Below are 24,420 nucleotides of genomic sequence, written 5' to 3' on the forward strand. Positions count from 1 at the left end.
ACAGAGTGCACAACTTGTTTCAGCGCGCCACCGTCGGCACGCTGCCTTGGGAGCCGTGCCATGTCTCTACGCGCTTTGACCCTGCTGGGTCTCGCTGCCCTCGCCTGCACCGCCCAGGCGCAGTCGCAATACCGCGTCTTCGCCGAGGCCTACAGCGGCTACTACAACAGTATCCAGACAACCAGCCCCGTCTTTGGCCTGGACCCCGGCGGCAACCCGAACACCGTCTACGGCAGCGTCTATTACGGCTACGACTACCTCAGCGGCGCCGCCTACGACCAGGCCACGCCCCTACCCAATGTGACGGCCGGTGGCGTCTGGGCAGGTGATGCCAGCCAAGGCATGACACCCGTCACCGCCAATGCCTACGGCATGACGGACTGGGGCAGCAACCATGCCAGCGCCTCGCTGGCCGGCTTCACACCGGTGAGCCAGAGCTACGACGGCCAGTTCGTCGTCGGCGCGACCAGCTGGCCTATGCACGTGGAAAGCAACAACCAGACTTATGCGACCGGGCGCTCGGCCTGGGAGGAGCTCTACCAGATCGGCGGCGGCACCGGCACGGGCACCTTCACGGGCACCATCCACATCGACGGCAGCCTCGCCGGCATCACGACGGGCAATGGCGGCGCGTCCATCGACTGGTCGCTGCGCTCCTTCTCCAACCAGGTCGTCGCGTCGGTCTACGCCTCCTACGACGCGGGCTCGGACCACTGGAACAAGAGCGTCTACAGCGACGGCCTGTGGACCTACACGGACGGCAACGGCACGCTGACGATCAACGAGGATGTCGTCGGCAGCTATAGCTTCACCTATGGCGCAGCGCTATACCTGAAGTCTGAGCTGAGCACGAGCATCAGCGGCAACGGTGCCGCGGACTTCTCCAATACCGTGCAGTTCACGGGCATGCAGTTGCCGCAGGGCTCGACGGTCTATGTGCTGTCTGGCGCCGCTGCGTCGGACTACGGCATCAGCTTCGCCGGCAATGGCAGCGGCACGATCTGCCAGAACCTGGCTTGCGCGACCGGCGGCGGCGGCCTGCCCATTCCCGAACCCGAAACCTATGCGCTGCTGCTGTCGGGCCTGAGCGTCATCGCCTGGGTGGCGCGTCGCCGTCGCAGCCGTTGAGTCAACAGCTCAGATCAGCAGGGCCGCCAGGCCGCTGAAGCTGAAAAAGGCCAGGCCGGTCGACGCCAGGATGATGCGCGCGATGCGGCCGTTGTCCGCGCCGTAGCGCTCGGCCAGCAGCGACACATTGCTGGCGCTGGGCAGCGCGGCCGCCAGCGTCAGCGCAACCAGCTGCGGCCAGGCCAGCGGCGCCCCCAGCCAGCGCGCCGCGGCACCCAAGGCGAAGACCAGGGCCGGATGCAGCAGCAGCTTGATGGCGGCCACGGGCAGGTAAAGCGCCGCCGGCGTCACACGGCCGGCCTTGCGGTTGGCCCGGCCCGAGCGGCTGAGCACCGCGCCAATGGAGAACAGCGCCACCGGCGAGGCCGCATCGCCCAGCATGGCAATGACCTTGGCCAGTGGCCCCGGCAACACCAGGCCGCTGACGCCCAAAGCCGCACCCAGGGCAATGGACCAGGGCAGCGGATTGGAAGCGGCCGCCTTCAGCGCCTGCACGAAAGCCGCCCGGCCGGCATGGCCGCTGGCCCCCGCCTGTGCCAGAGCGATGCACAGCGAGCTCGTCACGAACAGGTCGGCCAGGATGGTGCTGACGACAGCCCCGCCGGCGGCATTGCCCAGCAACGCGACGATCAGCGGCACGCCCATGAAGCCGGTGTTGGGGAAGGCCGCCACCAGGGCGCCAAAGGCGGCGTCCTTCATGCCCACGCGCTCGGACAACGTCGTTGCCACCGTGAAGAAGACGATCAGCAGCGCCGAGCTGAGATACACGCCGAGCAGGGCCGGGTTGAGCAGCTCCAGCAGCGGCGTGTCGCGCCCGAAGCGAAACAGCAGGCAAGGCAGCGCAAAGAAAAGCACGAAACCGTTCAGGCCTGGAATGGCGCTGTCCGGCAGCAGGCCACGCTCGGCGGCCAGCCAGCCACACAGCACCAGCGCGAAGAATGGAAAGGTCGTGGCGAGAACGGCAAGCATGGTCCGGGGGGCGAGTATCAAGGGCCGTGAGCGAATGCGCGGACCGGCCCGCTTTGTAACAAAGGGGGATGGCAGCCCCCTGGGGTGACCCCTAATATGCCGCGCCATGCGCATGCCCAATCTCTCCCTGCCACCGCCAGCCGCTGCCGCGCCGCTGGACGAAGGGCAGGCGCTGGGCGTGTGGCGGCTGGAGAAACCGCTGGCCGACGGCGAGCAGGCTCATGCCGGCCAGTGGTACAGCGCCCACCATGCGCTGGCCACCGAGCAGAAGGCGGCCGTGCTCGTGCTGGACCGCAGCGACCAGGGCGCCGGCGTCATGCTGCGCTATGCCGACCAGGCCGGCGACCTCGCCAAGCTGCAGCACCCGCACATCGCCGTGCCCAGCGACAGCGGCGTGACGCCCGATTCCCATCCCTACCTGATCGTCGACGGCGAGCATGGCGAGCCGGTGCTGCCGCAGTTGCACAGCTTGAGCCTGCGCCAGCGCGTCGAGTTGCTGGTGCAGCTCTGCGAAGCCCTGCGCTCGGCCCACCAGCAGGGCTGGCTGCTGGCCGAGATCGACCCCGCCATGATCTGGCTCGGCCCCGAAGGCGGCGTGCGCCTGATGGGCCTGGGCTTGACCAAGATCCCCGACCCGACCGACCCCTTCGACCGCGGCCTGAGCCTCGGCGCCTCGCCGGCCTTCGTCGCGCCCGAGCGCCGCAACGGCGAACCTCCCACCCTCGCCAGCGAGATCTACGGCCTGGGCGCCCTGGCCCGCGTCTTCATCTGCGGCTGGGAAGACACGCCCCGGGGCCTGGCGCCGCTGCGCGGTAGCGTGGCCGACGCCTGGCCGCAGATGAAGGAGGCGCAGCAGATCAAGCTCGACGCCCTGCTGCGCGGCACCATGGCCGAATCGCCCGAGCTGCGCACGCGCGGCGCCGAGGGCCTGGCCGACGAGTTGCGCGAATGGCTGGGCCTCGCCCCTCCGCGCAGCACCGGCAGCGCCGCCGAATTGGCGTCTGCCGTCGCAGCCAAGCCGCGGCCGGCCTGGTGGAAGCGCTGGCTGTGGCTGGGGGCAGCCGCCGGCCTGGGCCTGCTGGCCATGGCGGCGCGCGTCGCCGAACCGCCGACGTCGACCGCCGGCACACAGAGCCAGTCGCGGGGCTGACCCTCGGAACCGCGAGGATCGGGGGATTGTTTGGGGATGCGCCGAGGACGGCGCTCGGCAACAATGCGACCCCCTACCCTCTGGAGGTTTCCATGGCTCGTTCCCTGCGCGCGACGCTGATCGTCCTCGGCTCCGCCCTGCCGCTGGCCGTTTCTGCCGCCGGCTTCGCCACCGATGCCGAGGGCTGGACGACGCCCGTGGGCGGCACCCAAGCCTGGCAGGCCACCGGCGGCAACGGCGGGGGCTGGGTCCAGGTCGAGGACCTCGACGGCAACACCGACATCTTGCTCACCGCGCCGTCGGGCTGGCTGGGCAACTGGTCGGCCTACCTGGGTGGCACGCTGTCCTTCGATGCAAGAACCGTCAACAACGCGTCCGTCGACTGGTCCGGATTCGGTGAGGTCCGGATCAGCGGCCCGGGCGGCAGCCTGGTGCTCGATCTCGCACCGGCCGCCCCGGACGGCCAGTGGCGCCACTACAGCGCGGCACTGACACCCGCCGCCGGCTGGGGGCCCTCGCTGGCCAGTGTGCTTGCCAACGTGACCAGCTTGACCATCAACGGCGAATTCCATGCAGGCCCAGGCGAAGTCGTCGGCTTTGACAACATCCAGGTCACGGCCGTGCCCGAGCCGGCCAGCGCAGCGTTGCTGCTTGGCGGGCTGGGCCTGCTGGCCGGCCTGCGGCGCAAGCGCTGATGGCCGCGGTCGGGGCAGCCCCCTCAACCGTCAACCCGGGCCTGCTGGGCCTGGGCGAACTGCAACTCAGGCTGCCGGCCACCAAGATCCAATGGCTGGCGCTGGCCGCCGGCGTGGGATTCGGCCTCGTGGGCGCCGAGCTGGCCTGGCACCATCCGCTGTCGGGGCCGCTCGCGCTGACGGCCTGGGGCGCCATCGTGCTGCTGGCGGCACTGTTCTGGATCAAGACGCCCGTTCTCGTGCTCGCGCCGCTGCCCCTGGTCGGTCTGGCGCCCTGGACCGGCTGGATCAGCTTCGAGGAGATGGACCTCCTCGTCACCGCCTGCGGCTGCGGCGGTTATCTGGCCTATGCGCTGCAGCTGAACTCGCGCGACCGCGCGCCAGCCTGGCGCCACGGCCTCGTCTATTCGCCGGTCGTCATCGTGCTGATGATGGCCCTGGCGCTGTCGGCGGCCTGGAGCATCAGGCGTGGTTTCGCCGACGCGGGCGGCTTTGCCTTCGGCTGGTTCCACGGCTATCACGAAGCCATGAACTCGGTACGCAACGCCAAGGCCATCTTCCTGGTGCTGGCCCTGTTGCCGCTGTGGACGGCCGCAGCCACCGCGCGTCCACGGGGTTTCTCGCGCGGCCTGCTGCTCGGCCTGGTGCTGGCGCTGGCCGGCGGCAGCGCCGCCGCGCTGTGGGAGCGCCTGGCCTATACCGGCCTGCTGGACTTCTCGACCGACTACCGCACCACGGCCCTTTTCTGGGAGATGCACGTCGGCGGCGCGGCCCTGGACGGCTTCCTGGTGCTGACCCTGCCCTTCGCCCTGCTGGCACTGCTGCGCACGCGTTCGCCCTGGCGCTTTGCCATCGGCCTGGTCATCGCGCTGCTGGCCGCCTATGCCTGCCTGACGACCTTCTCGCGCGGCGTCTATCTGGCGTTGCCGCTGGCTCTCATCCCCATGGTCATGCTGGCCGACGCCCAGCGGCGCCGCGCCGCAGCCTCGGGCCCGGAAAGCAGCCAGATCGACAGCACGCTCGGCGCTGTCGACGAGCCGCTGCCGCGCCTGGCCAAGGTCGGGGCGCTGGCCATGGCCGGCGCCTTCGCGCTGGCGGCCGCCCTGATATTCGGCAGCGGCGGCTACCGCGGCCTGCTGGCCCTGTTCTTCGTCATGGTCATCCTGCTGACCATGCCGGCCAGCCTGTGGCTGCCCACCTTGAGCCAGCGGCTGACGGCGCTGATCATGGGCGGCGTGCTGGCCCTGCTGCTCGGCGGCGCGAGCTGGGCCTTGTCCATGGCCGTGCCGAAGGCGGCCTATGTGCTCAACGTCGTCGCGCTGCTGTGCTGTGCCGCGCTGCGCTGGCGCGACCAGCCGGGGCAGGCGCGGCCCTTGTATGTGCTGCTGGTTGCGACGGCCTGGTTCTGGCTGCTGGCCACCATGGTCATCGTGGCCGACTACTGGAGCGGCACCGCGGGCCGCTGGACGGCGTTGGCAGCAGGCCTGGCCCTGGCCGGCGTGTGGGCGGCCATGCTGGTGGAACCGCGCCTGTGGCCCTTGCAGGGCAAGGACAGCCGCGGTGCAGCGGGCTGGCGCAAGCGCGCCCTGCTCGTCGCGGGCCTGTTGATGGTCATGTCCATCGTTGCGGCCCTGGGTGGCGGCGGCTATCTGCGTGACCGTGTGGCCACCTGGAAGGAGGACGGCCAGACCCGCCTGACGCATTGGCGCGAAAGCCTGCACCTGCTGCATGGCGGCCGCCAATGGCTGTTGGGCAAGGGCGCAGGGCGCTTCGTGTCGAGCAATTTCTACGAAGGCCCGGTCAGCAGCCAGGTCGGCGACTATCGGCTGCGCCATGACCCGACCGAATCCTATCTGGCGCTTGCGGCCGGTAAGCATCTGCTGGGCAATGGCGAGCAGTTCCGGGTCAGCCAGCGCATCTCCGCGCCGGCGCCCGGCCCCGTCACCATCACCCTGGTCCATCGCACCGCCAGCGACGCCAACCTGGTGATGCAGGTCTGCGAGAAGAACCTGATCTACCCGGACAACTGCAACGGCACCGAGCCGACGCTCAAGCCGCTGCGCACCGAGCTGCCGGCCAAGGGTGGGGCCGATGCCGCCACGCCGGCCGCTCTCGCCGGCATGGGTGAGTGGCAGACCAGCCAGTTCAAGCTCGGCCCGGTGCCGGCGCTGGGCGGCGACTGGTGGGCGCCGCGCTTTGTCACCTTCTCCATGTCCCTGAACACCCGCGCCGCCCGCGTCGACATTGCCCGCATCGCCATGCAGGACGCGCAGGGCCGCCAGTTGCTGGTCAACGGCGACTTCAACCGCGAGATGGCCCGCTGGTTCTTCTCCAGCGACCGCTACCACCTGCCCTGGCACATCAAGAACGTGGCCCTGCACGCGCTGTTCGAGCAAGGCCTCGTGGGGCTGGCCCTGCTGGGCGGCGCCTATATGCTGGCCCTGGTGCGCCTGTCGTTCGGCCGCGGCCGCGACCATCCCCTGGCGCCGGCCATCGTCGCCGCGCTGATCGGCTTCGCCGCCGTCGGCGCCTTTGACAGCCTGCTGGACGTTCCACGCGTCGGCTTCGTGTTCTTCACGCTGCTGCTGCTGGGCCTGGGCCTGCGTGCGCTGCCGGGGGAAGGCGTGGCCAGGGTGGCATGATCCGCCCCCCATGTCCTCCGCCCCATCGCCCGGGCCAGCTTCAGCTGGACTCAACCCGGCCCAGCTCGAAGCCGTCTACCACCTGAGCGGCCCCTGCCTCGTCATCGCCGGCGCGGGCTCGGGCAAGACACGCGTCATCACGACCAAGATCGCGCAGCTGCTGGTGTCGGGCTACCGGCCCAGCCAGATCGCCGCCATCACCTTCACCAACAAGGCCGCGCAGGAGATGCGCGAACGAGCCAAGGCGCTGGTGGGCAACAAGGCGGCCAAGGACCTGGCGATCTCGACCTTCCACTCGCTGGGCGTGCGCCTGCTGCGCGAGGAAGGCACGCGCGTCGGCCTGAAGGAGCAGTTCTCCATCCTCGACAGCGACGACGTGCTCAACGTGCTGAAGGACGCCGGTGGCACCACGGACGTGAACCAGGCGAGGCGCTGGCAGTGGACCATCTCGCTGTGGAAGAACCAGGGCCTGGGCCCGGCTGAAGCGGCGCAGGTGGCCAAGGACGAGGACGAGCGCTCGGCCGCTGCCGTCATGGTGCGCTACCAGGAGCGCCTGGCCGCCTACCAGGCGGTGGATTTCGACGACCTCATCACGCTGCCGCTGAAGCTGCTCAGCAATGACGCCGAGGCGCGCGAGAAGTGGCAGGACAAGCTGCGCTATGTGCTGGTGGACGAATACCAGGACACCAATGCCGTGCAGTACGAGCTGCTGAAGACGCTGGTGGGCGAGCGCGGCATGTTCACGGCCGTGGGTGATGACGACCAGAGCATCTACGGCTGGCGCGGCGCCACCATCGAGAACCTGAAGCGCCTGCCGACCGACTACCCCAAGCTCAAGGTCATCCCGCTGGAGCAGAACTACCGTTCCACCGGCAGCATCCTGCGCGCGGCCAACAACGTCATCGCCGGCAACCCCAAGATCTTCGAGAAGAAGCTGTGGAGCGAGTTCGGCGACGGCGAGCCCATCGCGCTGCTGGAGGCCGACGGCGAGGAGCACGAGGCCGAGCGGGCCGTGGCTCGCATCCAGCAATTGCGTGCCGACGGCAAGGGCCCGCAGTTCAGGGACTTTGCGATCCTGTACCGCGCCAACCACCAGGCGCGCGTCTTCGAGCAGGCCCTGCGCCGCGCGCAGATCCCCTACAAGGTCTCAGGCGGCCAGAGCTTCTTCGACAAGGCCGAGATCAAGGACTTGTGCGCCTGGCTGCGCCTGCTGGTGAACCAGGACGACGACCCGGCCTTCCTGCGCGCCGTGACAACGCCCAAGCGCGGCATCGGCCACCAGACGCTGGGCGCCCTGGGCACGTTCTCGGCGCAATGGAAGTGCAGCATGTTCGAGGCGCTGTTCGCCGAGAGCCTGGCCACCGCGCTGACCAAACGCGCCCTGGACGGCCTGCACGAGTTCGGCCGCTACGTGAACGAGCTGCAGTACAAGGCCAGGCACACCGAGGGCCACACCGCCGCGCATGCGATGTTGACCGAGTGGCTCAAGGACATCGGCTACGAAGCCCACCTGATCGACAACGAAGAGAACGAGAAGGTTGCGCAGGCGCGCTGGGGCAACGTGCTGGACTTCGTCGACTGGGTCGCCAAGCGCTGCGGCGGCCAGCACAGCGAGGAAGGCGGCGTCAGCTTCACCGAGCCCAAGCAGAGCGTGCTGGACGTGGCCCAGACCATCAGCGTCATCCTGTCGCTGGCCGAGCGCGGCGAGGATCAGGACCAAGTCACGCTGACCACGCTGCACGCCTCCAAGGGCCTGGAATGGCCCCATGTCGTGCTGGCCGGCGTCAATGAGGGCCTGCTGCCCTTCAAGCGCGAGGAGGCTGAGCTGACTGTCGAGGCGTTGCAGGAGGAGAGGCGGCTGATGTACGTCGGCATCACGCGGGCGCGCACGACGCTGGCCGTGTCGACATTGCGCCGGCGCAAGAAAGGCCGCGACACCGTCGTGGGCATTCCCAGCCGCTTCCTGGCCGAGATGAAGCTGCACGAGGGCAGCACCCGCGAGGATCCCCGGGAAAAGCTCAAGCGCATGCGCGAGGAACTGGCCGCCAAGGCGGCCGCCCGGGCTTCCTCAGCAAGTCAAGACTGAAGCGCTCATTCGCGGGGGTACCCCCCGAGCGCGTGAAGTCTTCACAACCTCGCCACGGTAGGCTGCGAACAATGCGATCCAGCCCTTCTTTCCGGTGAGCCTGCACATGAAAGCCCTGGTCCTTGCTGCCGCCCTCGCTGCCCTGAGTTCCTCGACCCCGGCCGGCGCCACGCGTGAAGCCCGTCAACCCATCGTCGACACGACGACGGCCACCATGATTGCCGATGCCGGCCGTCTCGGCTCGGCCAGCCTGACGTCGCTGAACGGCAATGCCCGTTGGACGCCGGCCAACCGCCAGTCCGACACCGATTTCGAAACCCTGCCCGCACAGGTCGATACAGGCTCGCTGCTGATCGTCCTGGGTGTTCTGGCCCTGGCCCTCGCACGCCCCGTCAGCCGCGCCTTGCGCCGGCAGGAACAGCAACGCCGTGCCACCGCGCTGGCCAGCACACTCGGCCACACGCCGCACGCCTGAGCGGCCCGGCCACCCCGTTTCAGTGAATTGCTTCACAGGCCGCACACCGGCCTGAGGGGGTTGTTCGCGCCGGTGTGAACTCTGCACCCCGGGCCCGGCAGGGCAGGCCGAAGAATCGCGGCCAATCACTCCAAACCCTGCCCGCCCATGAAACGCGCCTTGTCCCTGCTTGCCCTGATTGCCCTTGGCAGTTCCGCACTGGCCGCACCCGCGCCGGTGAACCTGCTCGTCAACGGCAGCTTCGAGAGCACGGCCGTGGCCAACGGCAACTGGGTCAACGTGGCCAGCACGCCAGGCTGGACCTGGCTCGGGGGCCCGGGCACCGGTTTTGAAGTCCGCCACAACGTCGCCGGCACGGCCCAGGACGGCCGCAATTTCCTCGAGCTAGACACCAACGGCAACACGCTGATCGGTCAATACCTCGACAACCTCAGCGCTGGCGCGCGCTATGAGCTGAGCTTTTGGTACGCACCGCGCGAGTTCCAGGCCGCGTCGACCAACGGCATGCAGGCGTTCTGGAACGGCGTGCAGCTCGGTGCCACCATGAGCGGCCTCGGCAACAGCGGCAATCAATGGACCGAGGTCAAGTTCAACCTGACGGCCCAGGCCGGCCGCAACCTGCTGAGCTTTGCATCTGTGGGCACCAGTGACGGCCTGGGCGGCAACCTCGACAACGTCAACCTGAACCGCATTCCCGAGCCCGGCAGCCTGGCGCTGACCTTCGCCGCGCTGGCAGGCTGCCTGTTGCTGCCGCGCACACTGCGCCGCCAGGCTGAGGCGCGCCGCGCCACGGCGCTGGCCGCCGCGCTGACTGCCCCGACACCACGCCCGCGCTGAGCCGCTGCCGTCAGGCGGGCTGTACGCCAGCTCGGCCGTTTTCCACGGCGAAACGCGCCATCGAGCGGATGGCGCTGTCAGGCTGCAGGGCATCGTCCAGCGAACGCACGGTCGCCTGCAGCCCCGCCTTGTCGAGCACGAAGGCCATGTAGCCACGCTGGTCGCTGCGGCCGTAGTGCAGGTGCGGGTTGTGCGGCAACACCTCATCCAACCGCTGCTGCTTGCCACCCCAACTGGTGATGGAACTGCCGCAGAACTCGCTGGCGACAACGGGTGAATCAAGGTCGTCGAAGTCGACCTTCAGGTCGGCCACGATGTGCGAATGCACGTCGCCCCCTAACACGACGACATTGGGCACCTGGCGCTCGCGCACGGTCGCCAGCAGCCGGTTGCGCGCCGGCGCATAACCATCCCAGCCATCGGTCCAGTAGGTAGGCTCAGCCGCGTTCCAGTTCATGCGTGCCATCAACGTCTGCTGTGCGACGAGATTCCAGCGGCCGGGCGTGGTGTCCCAGCCCTCGGCCAGCCAGCGTTCCTGGGCCGCGCCCAGCAGCGTGCGTTTGGGGTCCAGCAACTCCGGGCAGTCGCGCAGCGGCAGCGTGTTGCTGCCGAACTTGCCGGCTTTGGTGCACAGCTGCGGGTCGCGGTATTGGCGGTCGTCCAGCGCATGGATGACGGCCAGCCGCCCCCAGGCGTGGCGGCCATGCATGCGCATGTCCATGCCGCGCGGACGCCAGGCCTTGGGCAGGGGCTGGTTTTCCCAGCAAGCCTGGTAGGCGGCGGCGCGGCGCGCCGGGAAGTCCTGTGCGATCTTCTCGCCGCGCAGCCCGGCGTAGTCGTTCTCCACCTCGTGGTCGTCCCACACGTAAAGCCAGGGCACGGCGGCATGCATGGCCTGCAGTGCGGGGTCGGATTTGTACTGCGCGTAGCGGCTGCGGTACTGGTCCAGCGTCACGGCAGCACTGCCTTCCACGGCCCGAATGCGGCCGGGCGCGGACCCGTACTCGTAGATGTAGTCGCCCAGGAACATGACGAGGTCCAGCTCCTCGGCCAGCATGTGGTGCCACGCCGCGAAGAAGCCATGGTCCCAGCGCTGGCAGCTGGCGATGGCAAAGCGCAGCGGCTCCAGCGCGTCCGCGGCCGGTGTGGTGCGCGTGCGGCCCGCCAGGCTGCGCTGGCCCAGGGCTTCGAAGCGGTACCAGTACCAACGGCCCGGCTTGAGCCCTGCGGGCTCGGCATGCACGCTGTGCGCCCAGGCGCCTTCAGCGATCTCGGTGCCCGACGCCACACGGCGCTGGAAGGCCTCGTCCTCCGCCACTTCCCAGCGCACCTCGACGCGCGCCGGCAGATCGGCGCCGGTAAGCCGGGTCCACAGCACCATGCCGTCAGGAGTCGGGTGGCCAGAGGCGATGCCGAGGGCGAAGCGCGGCGCCACGTCGGCACGCGCATGGCGGAGCCATCCGGGGGCCAAGCCAGCGGCCAAAGACAGTTGCAGCAGGTGGCGGCGATGGGTGCCCATCGCCGGATTCTGGCGCGGCTAGATCGCCAGCGGGTCGACGTCGACGGCCCAGCGCAGCACGGCCTTGTGCTCGCGCTTGAGCGCGATCAGCTCGGGCACCCAGCCGCGCAGGAAGGCCTGCAGCCGCGCGCGCTGCGTGGCCTCCACCAGCATCTGCATGCGTTCCACGTCGGCCACGCGTGCCACCGCATGCGGCACCGGCGGGTAGACCAGCACGCCGTCGTCATGCATCAGCTCCGCGGCGGCCATCAGGAAGGCCTTGGCCGCCTCCACCGTGCGCGCCTCGGCGCGCAGCAGCGCCAGGTGGGCAAACGGCGGCAGGCTGGCGGAGCGGCGCTCGGCCAGTTGGTCGCTGGCGAAGCGCACATAGTCGTGGCGTGCCAGCGCCTGGTAGAGGGCATGGTCGCGGTGCCAGGTCTGCACCCACATCTCGGCCGGCGTCTCGCCCCCAGCGTCACGTTCTGCATCGCGACCCGCACGGCCGCCCGCCTGCATCAGCAACGCGAACAGGCGCTCCGGCGCGCGGAAGTCGCTGCTGAAGAGAGCCCCATCCGGGTTCACCGCGGCGACGAAACGGATGCGCCGGAAGTCGTGGCCCTTGGTGATCATCTGCGTGCCGACGAGGATATCGACGTCACCGTCATGCACGGCCTGCAGCTGCGCCTCCAGTTCACCCTTGCGGCGCGTGGAATCCGCATCGATGCGCAGCACGCGCGCGCCGGGCAGGGCCTCGCCGAGCTGCTCCTCCAGCTTCTCGGTGCCACGGCCGATGGGGGCGATGTCGTGGTTGCCACAGTTGGGGCAGGCGCTCGGCACGCGCTCGGTGAAGCCGCAGTGGTGGCAGCGCAGCGTGCGGTCACGCTTGTGGAAGACGCGCCAGGCGCTGCAATGCGGGCAATCGCTCTTCCATTGGCATTCACCGCAATGCAGCACCGGCGCATAGCCGCGGCGATTCAGGAAGACCAGGCTCTGCTCGCCGCGGTCCAGGCGCGCCTTCAGCTCCGCCAGCAGCGGCGCGGTCAGCGCGGTCGTCACGCCGGCCGTGGGTGGCAAGGCCTTCATATCGAAGAGCCTGATGCGAGGCAGCGCACCGCCGCCGATGCGGGCGGCCAAGGTCAGCCGCTCATAACGGCCACTTTCAGCGTGCTGCCAGCTCTCCAGCGAGGGCGTGGCCGAGCCCAGCACGACGGGCACTTGAAGATCATGCGCGCGCCAGACGGCCAGGTCGCGTGCCGAGTAGCGGGCACCGTCCTGCTGCTTGTACGAGGGATCGTGTTCCTCATCGACGACGATCAGCCCCAGTTCCGGCATCGACGCGAACACGGCCAGCCGCGTGCCCAGCACCAACCGCGCGCGGCCGAGGTGGGCGGCCAGCCAGTTCTGCAGGCGCTGGGCCGGCGTCAGCGCGCTGTGCAGCGAGACGATGGCCAGCGGCTGCGGCAGCAGCGCCGCGAAGCGTTCGGTGAAGCGGGCCTCCAATTGCGGTGTCAGGTTGATTTCGGGCACCAGCACCAGCACCTGCCGGCCCGCCGCCAGCGCGGCCTCGGCGGCGCGCAGATAGACCTCGGTCTTGCCGCTGCCGGTCACGCCGAACAGCAACACCGGCTTGCGCGCGCCGCCGTCGATCTGGGCGGCAATGCGGGCTACGGCCTCTGCCTGCTCGGGCGCCAGCTCCGGCCGGGCCGGTTCGGGCACGGCGACCGGCTTGGCGGCCTTGCGGTCCAGCTTGCGCAGCCGTGCGGCCAGTTGCTCGGGCGAGAGTTCACGCAACTGGGGCGGTAGCACCGCGCTGGCCAGTTCGCCGACGCTGCGCTGGTAATAGCCGGCGGCGAAATCCAGTAGCCGGCACCAGTCGGCGCCCAGCGGTGTCAGCGCGTCAAAAACGGCGGCCACCGGCCGCAGGGTGACGTCTGGCGCCGTGGCTTCGTCGCCCGGCCAGACGATGCCCAGCAGTTCGCGCTTGCCCAGCGGCACCCGCACCAAAGTGCCTGATGCGAGCGCCTGCTCACTGGCGTAGTCAAGCGGGCCATTCAAACCGCTGTGCTGAGGGGCGTCGACCGCCACGCGCACCGTTGCAGGGCCTCCGGCTTCAGCCATGCGCAGCTCCGCGCTTCTTGTGAAGCAGTGGCTCAGCAAGTGGCTGCAAGTACATGATTCGTAAGGGCTCTTGGGTTGCCCACAATTTCTGTGGATAAGTTTGTGAGCAAATCGCCGCGCGCGGGCCGGTAGAGCGCCAGAGCGGGACGACCCGCCCCAATTCCGTTCATCAGCGCCATTTGAGTGCTGCCTTTAAAATCAAGCACTTAGCACGAATTCGGGAAAACTCTTAGGTGCGCCGCACCAACGACAGCCCGTCGCCGTCGCCTCCCAAATTTTGGGGATAAGTCATCGCGCAACTGCAGATTTGACCGACCTGTCAGGCCGCAGTTCGCAGGCGGCGCGAATGTTGATGAACCTCGTCCACCAAGGCTTCCACACTCTCGGGCGGCGTGAACTGGCTGATGCCATGGCCGAGGTTGAACACATGGCCGTGGCCGGCGGCAGGGTTGCCAAAGCTGTCAAGCACCGCCCGGGCCTGGGCACGCACGGCTTGCGGTGGTGCGAACAGCACATTGGGGTCGAGGTTGCCCTGCAGCGCCACCCGGTCGCCCACGCGGGCACGGGCGGCGCCGAGGTTCATCGTCCAGTCCAGGCCGACGACGTCGGCGCCGGCGTCGGCGATCTCGTCCAGCCACAGGCCGCCGCCCTTGGTGAACAGCAGGCGAGGAATGCGCACGCCGCCGTGCTCGGTCTTCACATGGCTCAACACCTGGCGCGAATAGGCCAGGCTGAACTGCTGGAAGGCGCCGTCGGCCAGCACGCCGCCCCAGGAGTCGAACAGCATGACGGCCTGGGCGCCGGCTTCGATCTGGGCGTTCAGATAGGCGGCCACCGAGCGGGCGTTCACGTCCAGGATGCGGTGCATCAGGTCGGGGCGGGAATACATCAGGCTCTTGACGAGGCGGTAGTCGTCGGAGCCCCCGCCTTCGACCATGTAGCAGGCCAGCGTCCAGGGGCTGCCGGAGAAGCCGATCAGCGGCACGCGGCCGTTCAGCGCGTGGCGGATGGAGGTGACCGCGTCGAAGACATAGCGCAACTTGTCCATGTCGGGCACTTCCAGCGCTGCAACCGCTGCCTCGTCGCGCACTTGCCTTGCGAATTTCGGACCCTCGCCCTGCTGGAAGGACAGGCCCAGGCCCATCGCGTCGGGCACCGTCAGGATGTCGCTGAACAGGATGGCTGCGTCCAGCGGGAAGCGCTCCAGCGGCTGCAGCGTCACCTCGGTGGCGTAGTCGGTGTTGGTCGCCAGGCCCATGAAGCTACCAGCCTTCTCGCGCGTGGCGCGGTACTCGGGCAGGTAGCGGCCGGCCTGGCGCATCAGCCAGATGGGCGTGTGCTCGGTGGGCTGGCGCAGGCAGGCGCGCAGGAAGGTGTCGTTTTGCAGGGAGGCGAACATGGACAAATTATCCCCGCTGCCTTTCGCCGGCCCTCGCGCCGCGTGGGAGCGCCGTTTGCCGGTGCTCTGCATCCTCCCAGCAGCGAGATGCGCCCATGATCCGAACCCTCGTCACCGTGGCGGCCGCCGCCAGCCTGTCGGGCTGCGGCTACAACCAGTTCCAGACGCTGGACGAGCAGGTCAACGCCAGCTGGGCGGAGGTGCTGAGCCAGTACCAGCGCCGGGCCGACCTCATTCCCAACATCGTCAACACGGTCAAGGGTGAAGCCAACTTCGAGCAGGAAACGCTGACCCGTGTTGTCGAGGCCCGCGCCCGCGCCACCAGCGTGCAGGCCACGCCGGAGCTGATCAACGATCCCGAGGCTTTGAAGAAGTTCCAGGCAGCGCAGGGTGAGTTGAGCAGCGCGCTGTCCCGGCTGCTGGTGGTCACCGAGAACTATCCCAACCTGAAGGCCAACCAGGGCTTCCAGGATCTGCGCGTGCAGCTCGAAGGCACCGAGAACCGCATCACCGTGGCGCGCAACCGCTACATCCAGACAGTGGCCAGCTACAACGTCCACACGCGCAGCTTCCCGAACAACCTGACGGCCATGCTGTTCGGCTACAAGGCCAAGCCCAACTTCACCGTGCAGAACGAGGCGGCCATCACCACCGCGCCGACGGTGGACTTCGGCACCTCCGCCAGGCCGACGGCGCCGGCCGCGTCGAAGTGAGCGCGTGATGCGTTGGCTGACTGCCTTGCTGCTGCTCGTGGCGGCAGTGTTGGCCCACGCCCAGGACGTGCAGCCGGTGCCGGCCCTGAGCGCCCGCGTCATCGACCAGACTGCCACGCTCGACGCCGCACAGCGCCAAGCACTCGAAGACCGGCTGGCCGCCTACGAGCGCGCGTCGGGGCCGCAGATCGTCGTGCTGATGGTGCCGACGACCGCGCCGGAGGACATCGCCGCCTATGCCCAGCGCGTGGCCGACCAGTGGAAGATCGGCCGCCGCCAGGTGGGTGACGGGCTGCTGCTCGTCGTCGCCAAGAACGACCGCAAGATGCGCATCGAGGTGGCCAAGGCGCTCGAAGGCGCGGTGCCCGACCTGGCCGCGCGGCAGATCATCGACACGGCGATGAAGCCGGCCTTCCGCAATGGCGACTACGCTGGCGGCCTGCAGGCGGCCATCGAGAAACTGCAAGCGCGCATCAATGGCGAAGGCCTGCCAACCCCTGCTTCCACGCCGCACGCCGGTGGCAACGAGGGCTTTGGTTTCCAGGATCTCGGCATGCTGTTCTTTATCGGCGTGCCGGTCGTCGGCATGCTGCTGACCGGCCTGCTCGGGCGCAAGCTCGGCAGCCTGGCCACGGCAGGCGCCGCCGGCGCGGCGGGTTGGGCCTTTGGCGGCGGCCTCGTCATGGCCGGCATCGCCGCCGTCGCGGCCCTGGTGCTGGTGGGCCTGTTCGGCATCGGCGCGGCCCGACGAAGTTCCGGCCTTGCCGCACTCGGCGGCCGCCGCGGCGGTATGCTGATCCCGCCCATCATCTTCGGCGGCGGCAGCGGCGGTGGTTTCGGCGGGGGCGGGGGCGGCGGCTTCTCTTCCGGCGGTGGCGGCAACTTCGGCGGCGGCGGCGCCTCGGGAGACTGGTGATGGCGCGCCTGTCACTCCAGCGTTTCATCCGCCATCGCCTGTGGGACGAGGACGATGCCCGCCGCGTGCTGCCCGCCGATGCGCTGGCGAGGCTGCAGCAACGCGTGGCCGACAGCGAGCAGCGCCACAGCGGCGAGATCCGCGTCTGCGTCGAAGCCAGCCTGCCACTGAGCTACCTCTGGCGCGACGCGCCGGCGCGCGAACGGGCTGTGGCGATGTTCTCCAAGCTGGGCGTGTGGGACACGGAGCACAACAACGGCGTGCTGATCTACCTGCTGCTGGCCGAGCACCGCATCGAGATCGTCGCGGACCGCGCGCTGGCGCGCCGCGTCGACGCCGGGCTCTGGCAGCAGTTGGTGGACGCTATGGGCGACGCGTTTCGGGCCGGCCGTTTCGAGCCGGGCCTCAACGACGCCATCGATGCCGTGGGCGCCCTGCTGGTGGCCCACTTCCCGCGCGCTCCGGGCGCCACCACGCAGCGCCTCAACGAACTCCCCGACGAGCCCCTGCTCACGGGGCGCAGCGCCCTATAGCAGCGTCAGGCTCTGCCGGCCCACCCAGCTCTCGCCCGCCGGCAGCTCGACCGGCCGGCCAATGCATGCCGCCTCCACGCACAGCATCTCCGACCAGCCTTCGGGGGGCATGTCGGCCAGCTTGGCGCAGCGCTCGGGGCCGGGGTTCCAGACCACGGCATCCTCGAAGCCCTGCTGGCGGACGGCCACCTGGCGGCGGTCCTCGGTCACCAGCAGTGGGCGGTCCTTGACACCGAAATAGATGCGGTCCAGGTCGAGCACGCCTTTCTCGCCGGTCAGCAGCAGATCCATGCGCTGCAACGCCTCGGCCTGCTTGATGCTGTCGAAATAGCGCCGGCCGGCGAGCCCTTCGACGCTGACCGCGTCCAGGTCGGCCACGCGCAGATAGGTATGCAGCGCCGCTGTGAACTGCAGCGGTGCGTCGCCGAGGTTTTCGCAGGCGAGTTCGATGTCGAGGCTGCGGCCGCCGACGCGCACGCTCAACTCCAGCTCGAAAGCATGCGGCCAGATCGCCCGCGTCGCGTCGCTGTCACGCAGGCGAATGACGGCGAGCGCATCGTCCTTGCCCTGCTGCTGCTGGACCAGTTCCCACGGCAGCGTGCGCGCAAAGCCATGCTTGGGCAGCGGCCCGCGTTCGGCGAACTGCGGGAAACACACCGGCACGCCGCCGCGGATGGCCTTGCCAGGTGTGAACTCGCTGCGCGGCGAGAGATAAAGCTGTTCGGCGGCGCCGGAGGGTTTCCAGGACAGGAGATGGCCGCCATCGAGACTCAGCGCCGCGCGGGCACCATCAGGGGCGGTGAGTTCGATACGCATAGTCAGGGCTTGCCGTAGTTGGGCGACCGTGGCCCGAACAACAGGCCGTTCGGTCGGCCGGCGACGAGCAGGCGCTGGCTGGCCAGCCCAGCCATCGGGTGGCTGCGGTCGGTCGAGGCGGAGATGATCTGGTCAACCACGGCCTTCACGAGCAGGCCGATCAAGCCCCCCTGGCTGCTGCCGTTCTGTTCGGCACTTGACGCGCTGGCGCTGCCCTCCCACAACAGTTGCCCATTGCGCAAGTCCACGAGCCTGGCTTCAAGGGTCACGGCGGTCTCGCTGTTGAGCACCTTGTAGACAGAGCCGTAGCGCATGACCTTCACGTACAGGCCAGCGTCGGCACCGAAGATCTCGCGCAGCTTCGCCACCGGGATTTGCTGCGCATCGTCCGGTGTGTGCATGCCGTTGCCCTTGAGCGTCTCGTCGACCAGGGACACTGGCAGGACGTAATAGCCCGACTCCGCCAGCGGCTGCGTCATCTGCGCCATCACGCTGGGCGTAGCCTGCACCTCGGGTGTGCCATTGATGGGCGGCAGCACGAGGATGGAAGCAGGCTTGGCCTCCTTGTAGGCCGTGTAGTCGTAGGGCTTGGGTGGCGTGGCGCAGCCCTGCAATACGGCGAGCGCCGCGGCGCCGGCCGCAAGCGATGCACAGCGGCGAAGGCGCTGGATCAAAGCATTCATGTTGTTCCTCCCTCAGGTCCTGGGCTGGCTGGCGGCTGCCGCCGGGGCGCTTGCGGCGTTCTTGCCAGCGTCCTTCTGTGCAGTCTTTAGCAGAAAGTCCACATAGGCGGAGGACTCTGGGAACTGCGCCCTCTCGGCTTCGAGGTGGCGCTGAGCGGCCACTTCGTCGCCCACCTTGGAGTACAGAAGCGCCAGATGCGCGCGCATGCCGGGTGGCGTCACTTCACCGGCTGCCTTGTTCTTGTCGAGCTGGGCTTCGAGGGCTGCGATCTGCGCGCCTGGCTCGCCGCCGTTTGACTTCAAGTACTGGTAGACGGAGTTCTGGTAGCCGGCCCACTGGTACAACGGCTTGGGTCCGGGCTGGGCGCAGCCAACAAGGGCTAGGGCAGCGATGAGTACAAATCGTTTCATCGCCGAGCTCACCGCGCAGGCTTCCAAGCGCCACTGTCGACCCCAGCGGTCAGTGCGTTAACGGCTTCGCGGATGGCGAGGTCGAGCACCTTGCCGTTCAGCGTGGCGTCATAGCTGGCCGTACTTCCGAAGCCCAACACCTCACGTTCGGACAGGCTGTATTCGCCAGCGCCCTGCACGGAATAGACAACTTCCGAGGTCGCCGGATTGACGATGTTCAACGTCACCTTGGCATAGGCTATCTGCGACTTGCCGCGCCCGAGCAGGCCGAACAGTTGCTTATCGCCGACATCTTTGCGGCCGAACTCGCTCACCGCACCAGTGACGAGGTAGTCCGCGCCCTTGATGGTCTGAGCGTTGCCCTTGAACTGGGCTTCCTGCTTGGATTCCTCGAGGTTGTCTCGATCCAGCACGCTGAAGCGGTTGGTCTGCTGCAGGTGTGAGACCAGAATGGTGCGGCTCTGCGCGCCCAGGCGATCGATGCCATCCGAGAAGATGCCACGCTGGTAGTTGCTGCGGTTGTCGAATTTGCCGATAGCGATGGGCGCACGGACGCCTTGATAGGCAGGCGCCGTCGCGGCGGCCACCTTGGGCACTTCGAGCGAGCGGGATTGCTCGGTCGTGGCACAGCCGCTGAGCGCGGCGGCCAACGCTGCAGCGGCAAGGCCGCGGCTCGTCATTTTCAGATTCTTCATTGGGTCCTCCCTAGAACAGAAACGGCGCGAGTTTAGCGATTCGGGCACGCGGCTCGACCCCGGAACGCCGCCAGGGCACCGGTACGAATACCGCAAAAGGAAAAGGCGATGGGATCACTCCCATCGCCTTTCAAAGCGACCGCGAACGGCCGGATGATTTACTTCTTGCGGAACTTGCGCAGCGCGGCGACCTGAGCCGCCAGCGTCATCAGTTCGTTCTGGATCGCGGCCTGGTCGAGTTCGCTCTTCGCGTTCTTGAGCGCTTCCTCGGCCTGCTTCTTGGCCTCGATGGCCTTGGCTTCGTCGAGGTCCTTGCCGCGGATGGCGGTGTCGGCCAGCACGGTCACGCGGTTGGGCTGCACTTCGAGGATGCCGCCGGCGACGAAGACGAACTCTTCGGTGCCGTCAGGCCGCTCGATGCGCACGGCGCCCGGCCTGATGCGGGTGATCAGCGGCGTGTGCTTGGGCAGGATGCCCAGCTCGCCACTCTCGCCCGGCAGGGCGACGAACTTGGCCTCGCCCGAGAAGATCTGCTCTTCGGCGGAGACCACGTCGACGTGGAGGGTTGCCATGTTCAATCTTCCTTGGCTGGGTTGCAGAGATTCAAGACTTGATCAGTTGGGGACAGAGCAGTCCAAGGAGTACCTCGGCCAGGTCTGTCCCGCAATGTCTTATTGAATCTTCTTGGCCTTTTCAAACGCCTCATCAATCGTGCCAACCATGTAGAACGCCTGCTCCGGCAGGTGATCGCACTCGCCAGCCACGATCATCTTGAAGCCCCGGATGGTTTCCTTCAGCGGCACGTACTTGCCGGGCGAGCCGGTGAAGACTTCGGCGACGTGGAAGGGCTGCGACAGGAAGCGCTGGATCTTGCGGGCGCGGGCGACGGACAGCTTGTCTTCCGGCGACAGCTCGTCCATGCCCAGGATGGCGATGATGTCGCGCAGTTCCTTGTAGCGCTGCAGCACCTGCTGCACGGCACGGGTCGTCGTGTAGTGCTCTTCGCCGACGACGTTGGGGTCGATCTGGCGGCTGGTCGAGTCCAGCGGGTCCACGGCGGGGTAGATGCCCAGCGAGGCGATGTCACGCGACAGCACGACGGTGGCGTCCAGGTGGGCGAAGGTCGTGGCGGGCGACGGGTCGGTCAAGTCATCCGCAGGGACGTAGACGGCCTGGATGGACGTGATCGAGCCGACCTTGGTCGACGTGATGCGCTCTTGCAGGCGGCCCATTTCCTCGGCAAGCGTCGGCTGGTAGCCCACGGCGGAAGGCATGCGGCCCAGCAGTGCGGACACTTCGGTACCGGCCAGCGTGTAGCGGTAGATGTTGTCCACGAAGAACAGCACGTCCTTGCCTTCGTCACGGAAGGACTCGGCGATGGTCAGGCCGGTTAGGGCCACGCGTAGACGGTTGCCCGGGGGCTCGTTCATCTGGCCGTAGACCATGGCGACCTTGGAGTCTTCCAGCTTGTCCTGGACCACGACGCCCGAGTCCGACATCTCGTGATAGAAGTCGTTGCCCTCACGGGTGCGCTCACCCACGCCTGCGAACACGGACAGACCGCTATGCGCCTTGGCGATGTTGTTGATGAGCTCCATCATGTTGACGGTCTTGCCGACGCCGGCGCCGCCGAACAGGCCCACCTTGCCGCCCTTGGCGAACGGGCAGATCAGGTCGATCACCTTGATGCCGGTTTCCAGCAGGTCCTGCGACGGGCTCAGCTCGTCGTAGGCCGGGGCGGCGCGGTGGATGGAGGCGGTCAGGTCGGAGGAGACCGGGCCACGCTCGTCGATGGGGTTGCCCAGCACGTCCATGATGCGGCCGAGGGTCGCCTTGCCGACCGGCACCTTGATGGTGTCGCCGGTGTTGAAGACTTCGGTGCCGCGGCGCAGGCCGTCGGACGAGCCGAGAGCAATGGTGCGGACCACGCCGTCGCCCAGCTGCTGCTGGACTTCCAGCGTCAGCGCCGAGCCTTGCATCTTCAGCGCGTCGTAGACCTTGGGCATGCGGTCACGCGGGAATTCCACGTCGACGACGGCACCGATGCACTGGACGATCTTGCCGACTGCTGCTTGAGTGTTAGACATTTGTGCGTTCCTTCAATTCAAATCTTTGCGTGCCGAATCGACTCAACCGACCGCGGCGGCGCCGCTGACGATCTCGGACAACTCTTTGGTGATGGCTGCCTGGCGGGTCTTGTTGTAGACCAGCTTCAGCTCACCGATCAGCGTGCCGGCGTTGTCGGTCGCGGCCTTCATGGCCACCATGCGGGCGGACTGCTCGCTGGCCATGTTTTCGGCAACGGCCTGGAAGACCAGGGCTTCCGTGTAGCGCATCAGCAGTTCGTTGATGACGGTGGGGGCGTCGGGCTCGTAGAGATAGTCCCACGAGTGGCCGGCCTTGTCGGTCTCCATGTCGCTGGCCTTGAGCGGTAGCAGCTGGTGCACCTTCACCTCTTGCTTCATCGTGTTGATGAACTGCGTGTAGCAGAGGTACACGGCCGACAGCTTGCCTTCGGCGTACTGGTCGAGCAGAACCTTGACGGGGCCGATGAGGGCCTCGATGTGCGGCTGGTCGCCGAGCTGCGTCGCGTGAGCGACGACGCGGGCGCCGATGCGGTTCATGAAGCCCAGGCCCTTGCCGCCGATGGCGACGACCTCGGCCTTGTGGCCCGCCGCTTCAACTTCCTTGAGCTTGGCCGTGGCCGCGCGCAGCAGGTTGGTGTTGAGACCACCGCACAGACCCTTGTCCGTCGTGACGACGACCATGCCGACCGTCTTCACGCTCTCGTTCTTGACGAGGAAGGGATGGCGGTACTCGGGGTTGGCCTTGGCCAGGCTGGCCGCGATGTTGCCGATCTTCTCGGCATAGGGACGAGCCGACCGCATCCGTTCCTGCGCCTTGCGCATCTTGGACGCGGCGACCATTTCCATCGCCTTGGTGATCTTCTTGGTGTTCTCGACCGACTTGATCTTGCCGCGGATTTCTTTGCTTGAAGCCATTCGAACTCCTAGTTCAATGCGGGGCTAAGTAGAGGCTCAGCCCCGCGTGTTCCGTGGCTTCTTAAGCGAAGGACTTCTTGAAGGCCGTGATGGCGGCGTTCAGCTCGGCTTCAGCGTCCTTGTCCATCACCTTGTCGTTTTCGAGCTTGGCGAGGAGGGCAGCGTGGCTGGTCTTCAGGAACTGGTGCAGGCCGTGTTCGAAGGCCAGGACCTTCTTCACTTCGATGCTGTCCATGAAGCCCTTGTTGGCGGCGTACAGCGACGCGCCCATCAGCGAGATGGACAGCGGCGAGTACTGGGCCTGCTTGAGCAGTTCCGTCACGCGGGCACCGCGGTCCAGCTGCTTGCGGGTGGCTTCGTCCAGGTCGGAAGCGAACTGCGCGAACGCGGCCAGCTCACGGTACTGCGCCAGGTCGGTACGGATACCGCCGGACAGCGACTTGATCAGCTTGGTCTGGGCAGCACCACCGACGCGCGACACCGAGATACCGGCGTTGATGGCGGGGCGGATACCGGCGTTGAACAGGCTGGTTTCCAGAAAGATCTGGCCGTCGGTGATCGAGATCACGTTGGTCGGCACGAAGGCGGACACGTCGCCGGCCTGCGTCTCGATGATCGGCAGGGCCGTCAGCGAACCGGTCTTGCCCTTGACTTCACCCTTGGTGAAGGCTTCGACGTAGTCGGCGTTCACGCGGGCGGCGCGCTCGAGCAGGCGGCTGTGCAAATAGAACACGTCGCCGGGGTAGGCTTCGCGGCCCGGCGGGCGGCGCAGCAGCAGCGAGACCTGACGGTAGGCGACGGCTTGCTTGGACAGGTCGTCGTAAATGATCAGGGCGTCCTGGCCGCGGTCGCGGAAGTACTCGCCCATCGTGCAGCCGGAGTAGGCCGACACGTATTGCATCGCTGCCGATTCAGAAGCCGAGGCGGCCACGACGATGGTGTATTCCATCGCGCCGGCCTGCTCCAGAGCACGCACCACGTTCTTGATCGACGAGGCCTTCTGGCCGATCGCGACGTAGACGCAGGTCATGTTCTGACCCTTCTGGTTGATGATCGCGTCGATGGCGACGGCGGTCTTGCCCGTCTGACGGTCACCAATGATCAGTTCGCGCTGGCCGCGGCCGACGGGAACCATGGAGTCGATGGACTTCAGGCCGGTCTGCACGGGCTGGTCGACGCTCTTGCGCGCGATCACGCCCGGGGCGACCTTCTCGATGACGTCGGTCATCTTGGCGTTGATCGGGCCCTTGCCGTCGATCGGCTCGCCCAGCGCGTTGACGACGCGACCGATCAGCTCGGGGCCGACCGGCACTTCCAGGATGCGGCCCGTGCACTTGACGGTGTCGCCTTCCGAGATGTGCTCGTAGGCACCCAGAATCACGGCGCCGACGGAGTCGCGCTCGAGGTTCAGGGCCAGGCCGAAGGTCTGCGAGCCGTCGGCGGCGACCGGGAATTCGAGCATTTCGCCCTGCATCACGTCGGACAGGCCGTGGACACGGACGATGCCGTCGGAAACGGACACGACGGTGCCCTGGTTGCGGATGTCCGTGCTGCCACCAAGACCCTCGATGCGGCTCTTGATCAGTTCGGAAATTTCAGCGGGATTCAGTTGCATGCTAGGTCTCCCAGGTGGCCGTTCCTTCGCCGGATCAAG

22 protein-coding genes are annotated in these 24,420 nt (G+C 67.8%); 10 read left to right on the plus strand and 12 right to left on the minus strand.

Features of this window, described 5'->3' with window-relative positions:
- The first annotated feature begins 60 nt into the window (after positions 1-60).
- A complete protein-coding gene (locus ASC95_RS14780) occupies positions 61-1,128 on the plus strand; it encodes a PEP-CTERM sorting domain-containing protein (protein WP_082567816.1) in 1,068 nt (355 codons plus the stop codon).
- A 9-nt stretch (positions 1,129-1,137) separates the two neighbouring features.
- Here the strand turns inward: ASC95_RS14780 and ASC95_RS14785 are convergent, their stop codons facing one another.
- On the minus strand, positions 1,138-2,097 hold the full coding sequence (locus ASC95_RS14785) for an AEC family transporter (protein ID WP_057298490.1): 960 nt from the start codon (positions 2,095-2,097) through the stop codon (positions 1,138-1,140).
- Positions 2,098-2,209: 112 nt separating this feature from the next.
- On the opposite strand from ASC95_RS14785, the gene ASC95_RS31175 reads away from it, so the two are divergent.
- The 6 genes from ASC95_RS31175 to ASC95_RS14815 all read left to right on the plus strand — a co-directional run bounded on the left by ASC95_RS31175 (position 2,210) and on the right by ASC95_RS14815 (position 9,982).
- Positions 2,210-3,247: a hypothetical protein gene (locus tag ASC95_RS31175; RefSeq protein WP_057298491.1), complete on the plus strand. Its 1,038-nt coding sequence runs from the start codon at positions 2,210-2,212 to the stop codon at positions 3,245-3,247.
- 92 nt (positions 3,248-3,339) lie between these two features.
- Positions 3,340-3,942 carry a PEP-CTERM sorting domain-containing protein gene (locus ASC95_RS14795; RefSeq protein WP_057298492.1) on the plus strand — a complete coding sequence of 201 codons (603 nt, stop codon included), beginning with the start codon at positions 3,340-3,342 and terminating at the stop codon, positions 3,940-3,942.
- Positions 3,942-6,584, plus strand: coding sequence for a hypothetical protein (locus ASC95_RS14800; RefSeq protein WP_057298493.1), 2,643 nt, complete (start codon positions 3,942-3,944; stop codon positions 6,582-6,584). Before ASC95_RS14795 ends, ASC95_RS14800 begins: the two co-directional genes overlap by 1 nt.
- Before the next feature lie 10 nt (positions 6,585-6,594).
- The gene (locus ASC95_RS14805; protein WP_057298494.1) at positions 6,595-8,670 is read left to right on the plus strand and encodes an ATP-dependent helicase; all 2,076 of its coding nucleotides are present in this window, start codon (positions 6,595-6,597) and stop codon (positions 8,668-8,670) included.
- Between the two features lie 106 nt (positions 8,671-8,776).
- On the plus strand, positions 8,777-9,145 hold the full coding sequence (locus tag ASC95_RS14810) for a hypothetical protein (protein ID WP_057298495.1): 369 nt from the start codon (positions 8,777-8,779) through the stop codon (positions 9,143-9,145).
- 147 nt (positions 9,146-9,292) lie between these two features.
- The gene (locus ASC95_RS14815) at positions 9,293-9,982 is read left to right on the plus strand and encodes a hypothetical protein (RefSeq protein ID WP_057298496.1); all 690 of its coding nucleotides are present in this window, start codon (positions 9,293-9,295) and stop codon (positions 9,980-9,982) included.
- A gap of 10 nt (positions 9,983-9,992) precedes the next feature.
- Here ASC95_RS14815 and ASC95_RS14820 read toward each other — a convergent pair whose 3' ends face one another.
- The 3 genes from ASC95_RS14820 to hemE all read right to left on the minus strand — a co-directional run bounded on the left by ASC95_RS14820 (position 9,993) and on the right by hemE (position 14,997).
- A complete protein-coding gene (locus ASC95_RS14820; RefSeq protein ID WP_057298497.1) occupies positions 9,993-11,501 on the minus strand; it encodes an alkaline phosphatase in 1,509 nt (502 codons plus the stop codon).
- An 18-nt stretch (positions 11,502-11,519) separates the two neighbouring features.
- Entirely contained in the window at positions 11,520-13,598 is a 2,079-nt protein-coding gene (locus ASC95_RS14825; protein WP_057298498.1) for a primosomal protein N', read from the minus strand.
- 319 nt (positions 13,599-13,917) lie between these two features.
- On the minus strand, positions 13,918-14,997 hold the full coding sequence (gene hemE / locus ASC95_RS14830; protein ID WP_057298499.1) for a uroporphyrinogen decarboxylase: 1,080 nt from the start codon (positions 14,995-14,997) through the stop codon (positions 13,918-13,920).
- A gap of 95 nt (positions 14,998-15,092) precedes the next feature.
- On the opposite strand from hemE, the gene ASC95_RS14835 reads away from it, so the two are divergent.
- Genes ASC95_RS14835 through ASC95_RS14845 form a run of 3 tightly spaced genes read left to right on the plus strand, consistent with a single transcriptional unit; the run spans position 15,093 to position 17,159 of the window.
- Positions 15,093-15,710 (plus strand): LemA family protein, encoded by a 618-nt coding sequence (locus ASC95_RS14835; RefSeq protein WP_057298500.1) that lies wholly within the window; start codon positions 15,093-15,095, stop codon positions 15,708-15,710.
- Between the two features lie 7 nt (positions 15,711-15,717).
- Positions 15,718-16,626 (plus strand): YgcG family protein, encoded by a 909-nt coding sequence (locus ASC95_RS14840; protein WP_057298501.1) that lies wholly within the window; start codon positions 15,718-15,720, stop codon positions 16,624-16,626.
- Positions 16,626-17,159, plus strand: coding sequence for a TPM domain-containing protein (locus ASC95_RS14845; RefSeq protein WP_057298502.1), 534 nt, complete (start codon positions 16,626-16,628; stop codon positions 17,157-17,159). The genes ASC95_RS14840 and ASC95_RS14845 overlap by 1 nt, the downstream gene beginning before the upstream one ends.
- Here the strand turns inward: ASC95_RS14845 and ASC95_RS14850 are convergent.
- The 8 genes from ASC95_RS14850 to atpA form a co-directional block, all read right to left on the minus strand.
- Positions 17,154-17,975, minus strand: a complete 822-nt coding sequence (locus ASC95_RS14850; protein ID WP_057298503.1) for a D-hexose-6-phosphate mutarotase — start codon at positions 17,973-17,975, stop codon at positions 17,154-17,156. The genes ASC95_RS14845 and ASC95_RS14850 overlap by 6 nt on opposite strands.
- A 2-nt stretch (positions 17,976-17,977) precedes the next feature.
- Complete coding sequence (locus tag ASC95_RS14855; protein WP_057298504.1) at positions 17,978-18,658, minus strand: DUF799 domain-containing protein; 681 nt, start codon at positions 18,656-18,658, stop codon at positions 17,978-17,980.
- Positions 18,659-18,670: 12 nt separating this feature from the next.
- Complete coding sequence (locus ASC95_RS14860; RefSeq protein ID WP_057299033.1) at positions 18,671-19,069, minus strand: DUF4810 domain-containing protein; 399 nt, start codon at positions 19,067-19,069, stop codon at positions 18,671-18,673.
- 8 nt (positions 19,070-19,077) lie between these two features.
- A complete protein-coding gene (locus tag ASC95_RS14865) occupies positions 19,078-19,749 on the minus strand; it encodes a CsgG/HfaB family protein (protein ID WP_057298505.1) in 672 nt (223 codons plus the stop codon).
- Between the two features lie 173 nt (positions 19,750-19,922).
- Positions 19,923-20,336 carry a F0F1 ATP synthase subunit epsilon gene (locus tag ASC95_RS14870; protein WP_057298506.1) on the minus strand — a complete coding sequence of 138 codons (414 nt, stop codon included), beginning with the start codon at positions 20,334-20,336 and terminating at the stop codon, positions 19,923-19,925.
- A 99-nt stretch (positions 20,337-20,435) separates the two neighbouring features.
- A complete protein-coding gene (gene atpD, locus ASC95_RS14875; RefSeq protein WP_057298507.1) occupies positions 20,436-21,851 on the minus strand; it encodes a F0F1 ATP synthase subunit beta in 1,416 nt (471 codons plus the stop codon).
- Positions 21,852-21,893: 42 nt separating this feature from the next.
- Entirely contained in the window at positions 21,894-22,766 is an 873-nt protein-coding gene (gene atpG / locus ASC95_RS14880) for a F0F1 ATP synthase subunit gamma (RefSeq protein WP_057298508.1), read from the minus strand.
- Positions 22,767-22,827: 61 nt separating this feature from the next.
- Positions 22,828-24,381, minus strand: a complete 1,554-nt coding sequence (gene atpA, locus ASC95_RS14885) for a F0F1 ATP synthase subunit alpha (RefSeq protein ID WP_057298509.1) — start codon at positions 24,379-24,381, stop codon at positions 22,828-22,830.
- Between the last annotated feature and the right edge of the window lie 39 nt (positions 24,382-24,420).

This window comes from Pelomonas sp. Root1217, assembly GCF_001425705.1.
Taxonomy (GTDB): Bacteria; Pseudomonadota; Gammaproteobacteria; order Burkholderiales; family Burkholderiaceae_C; genus Pelomonas.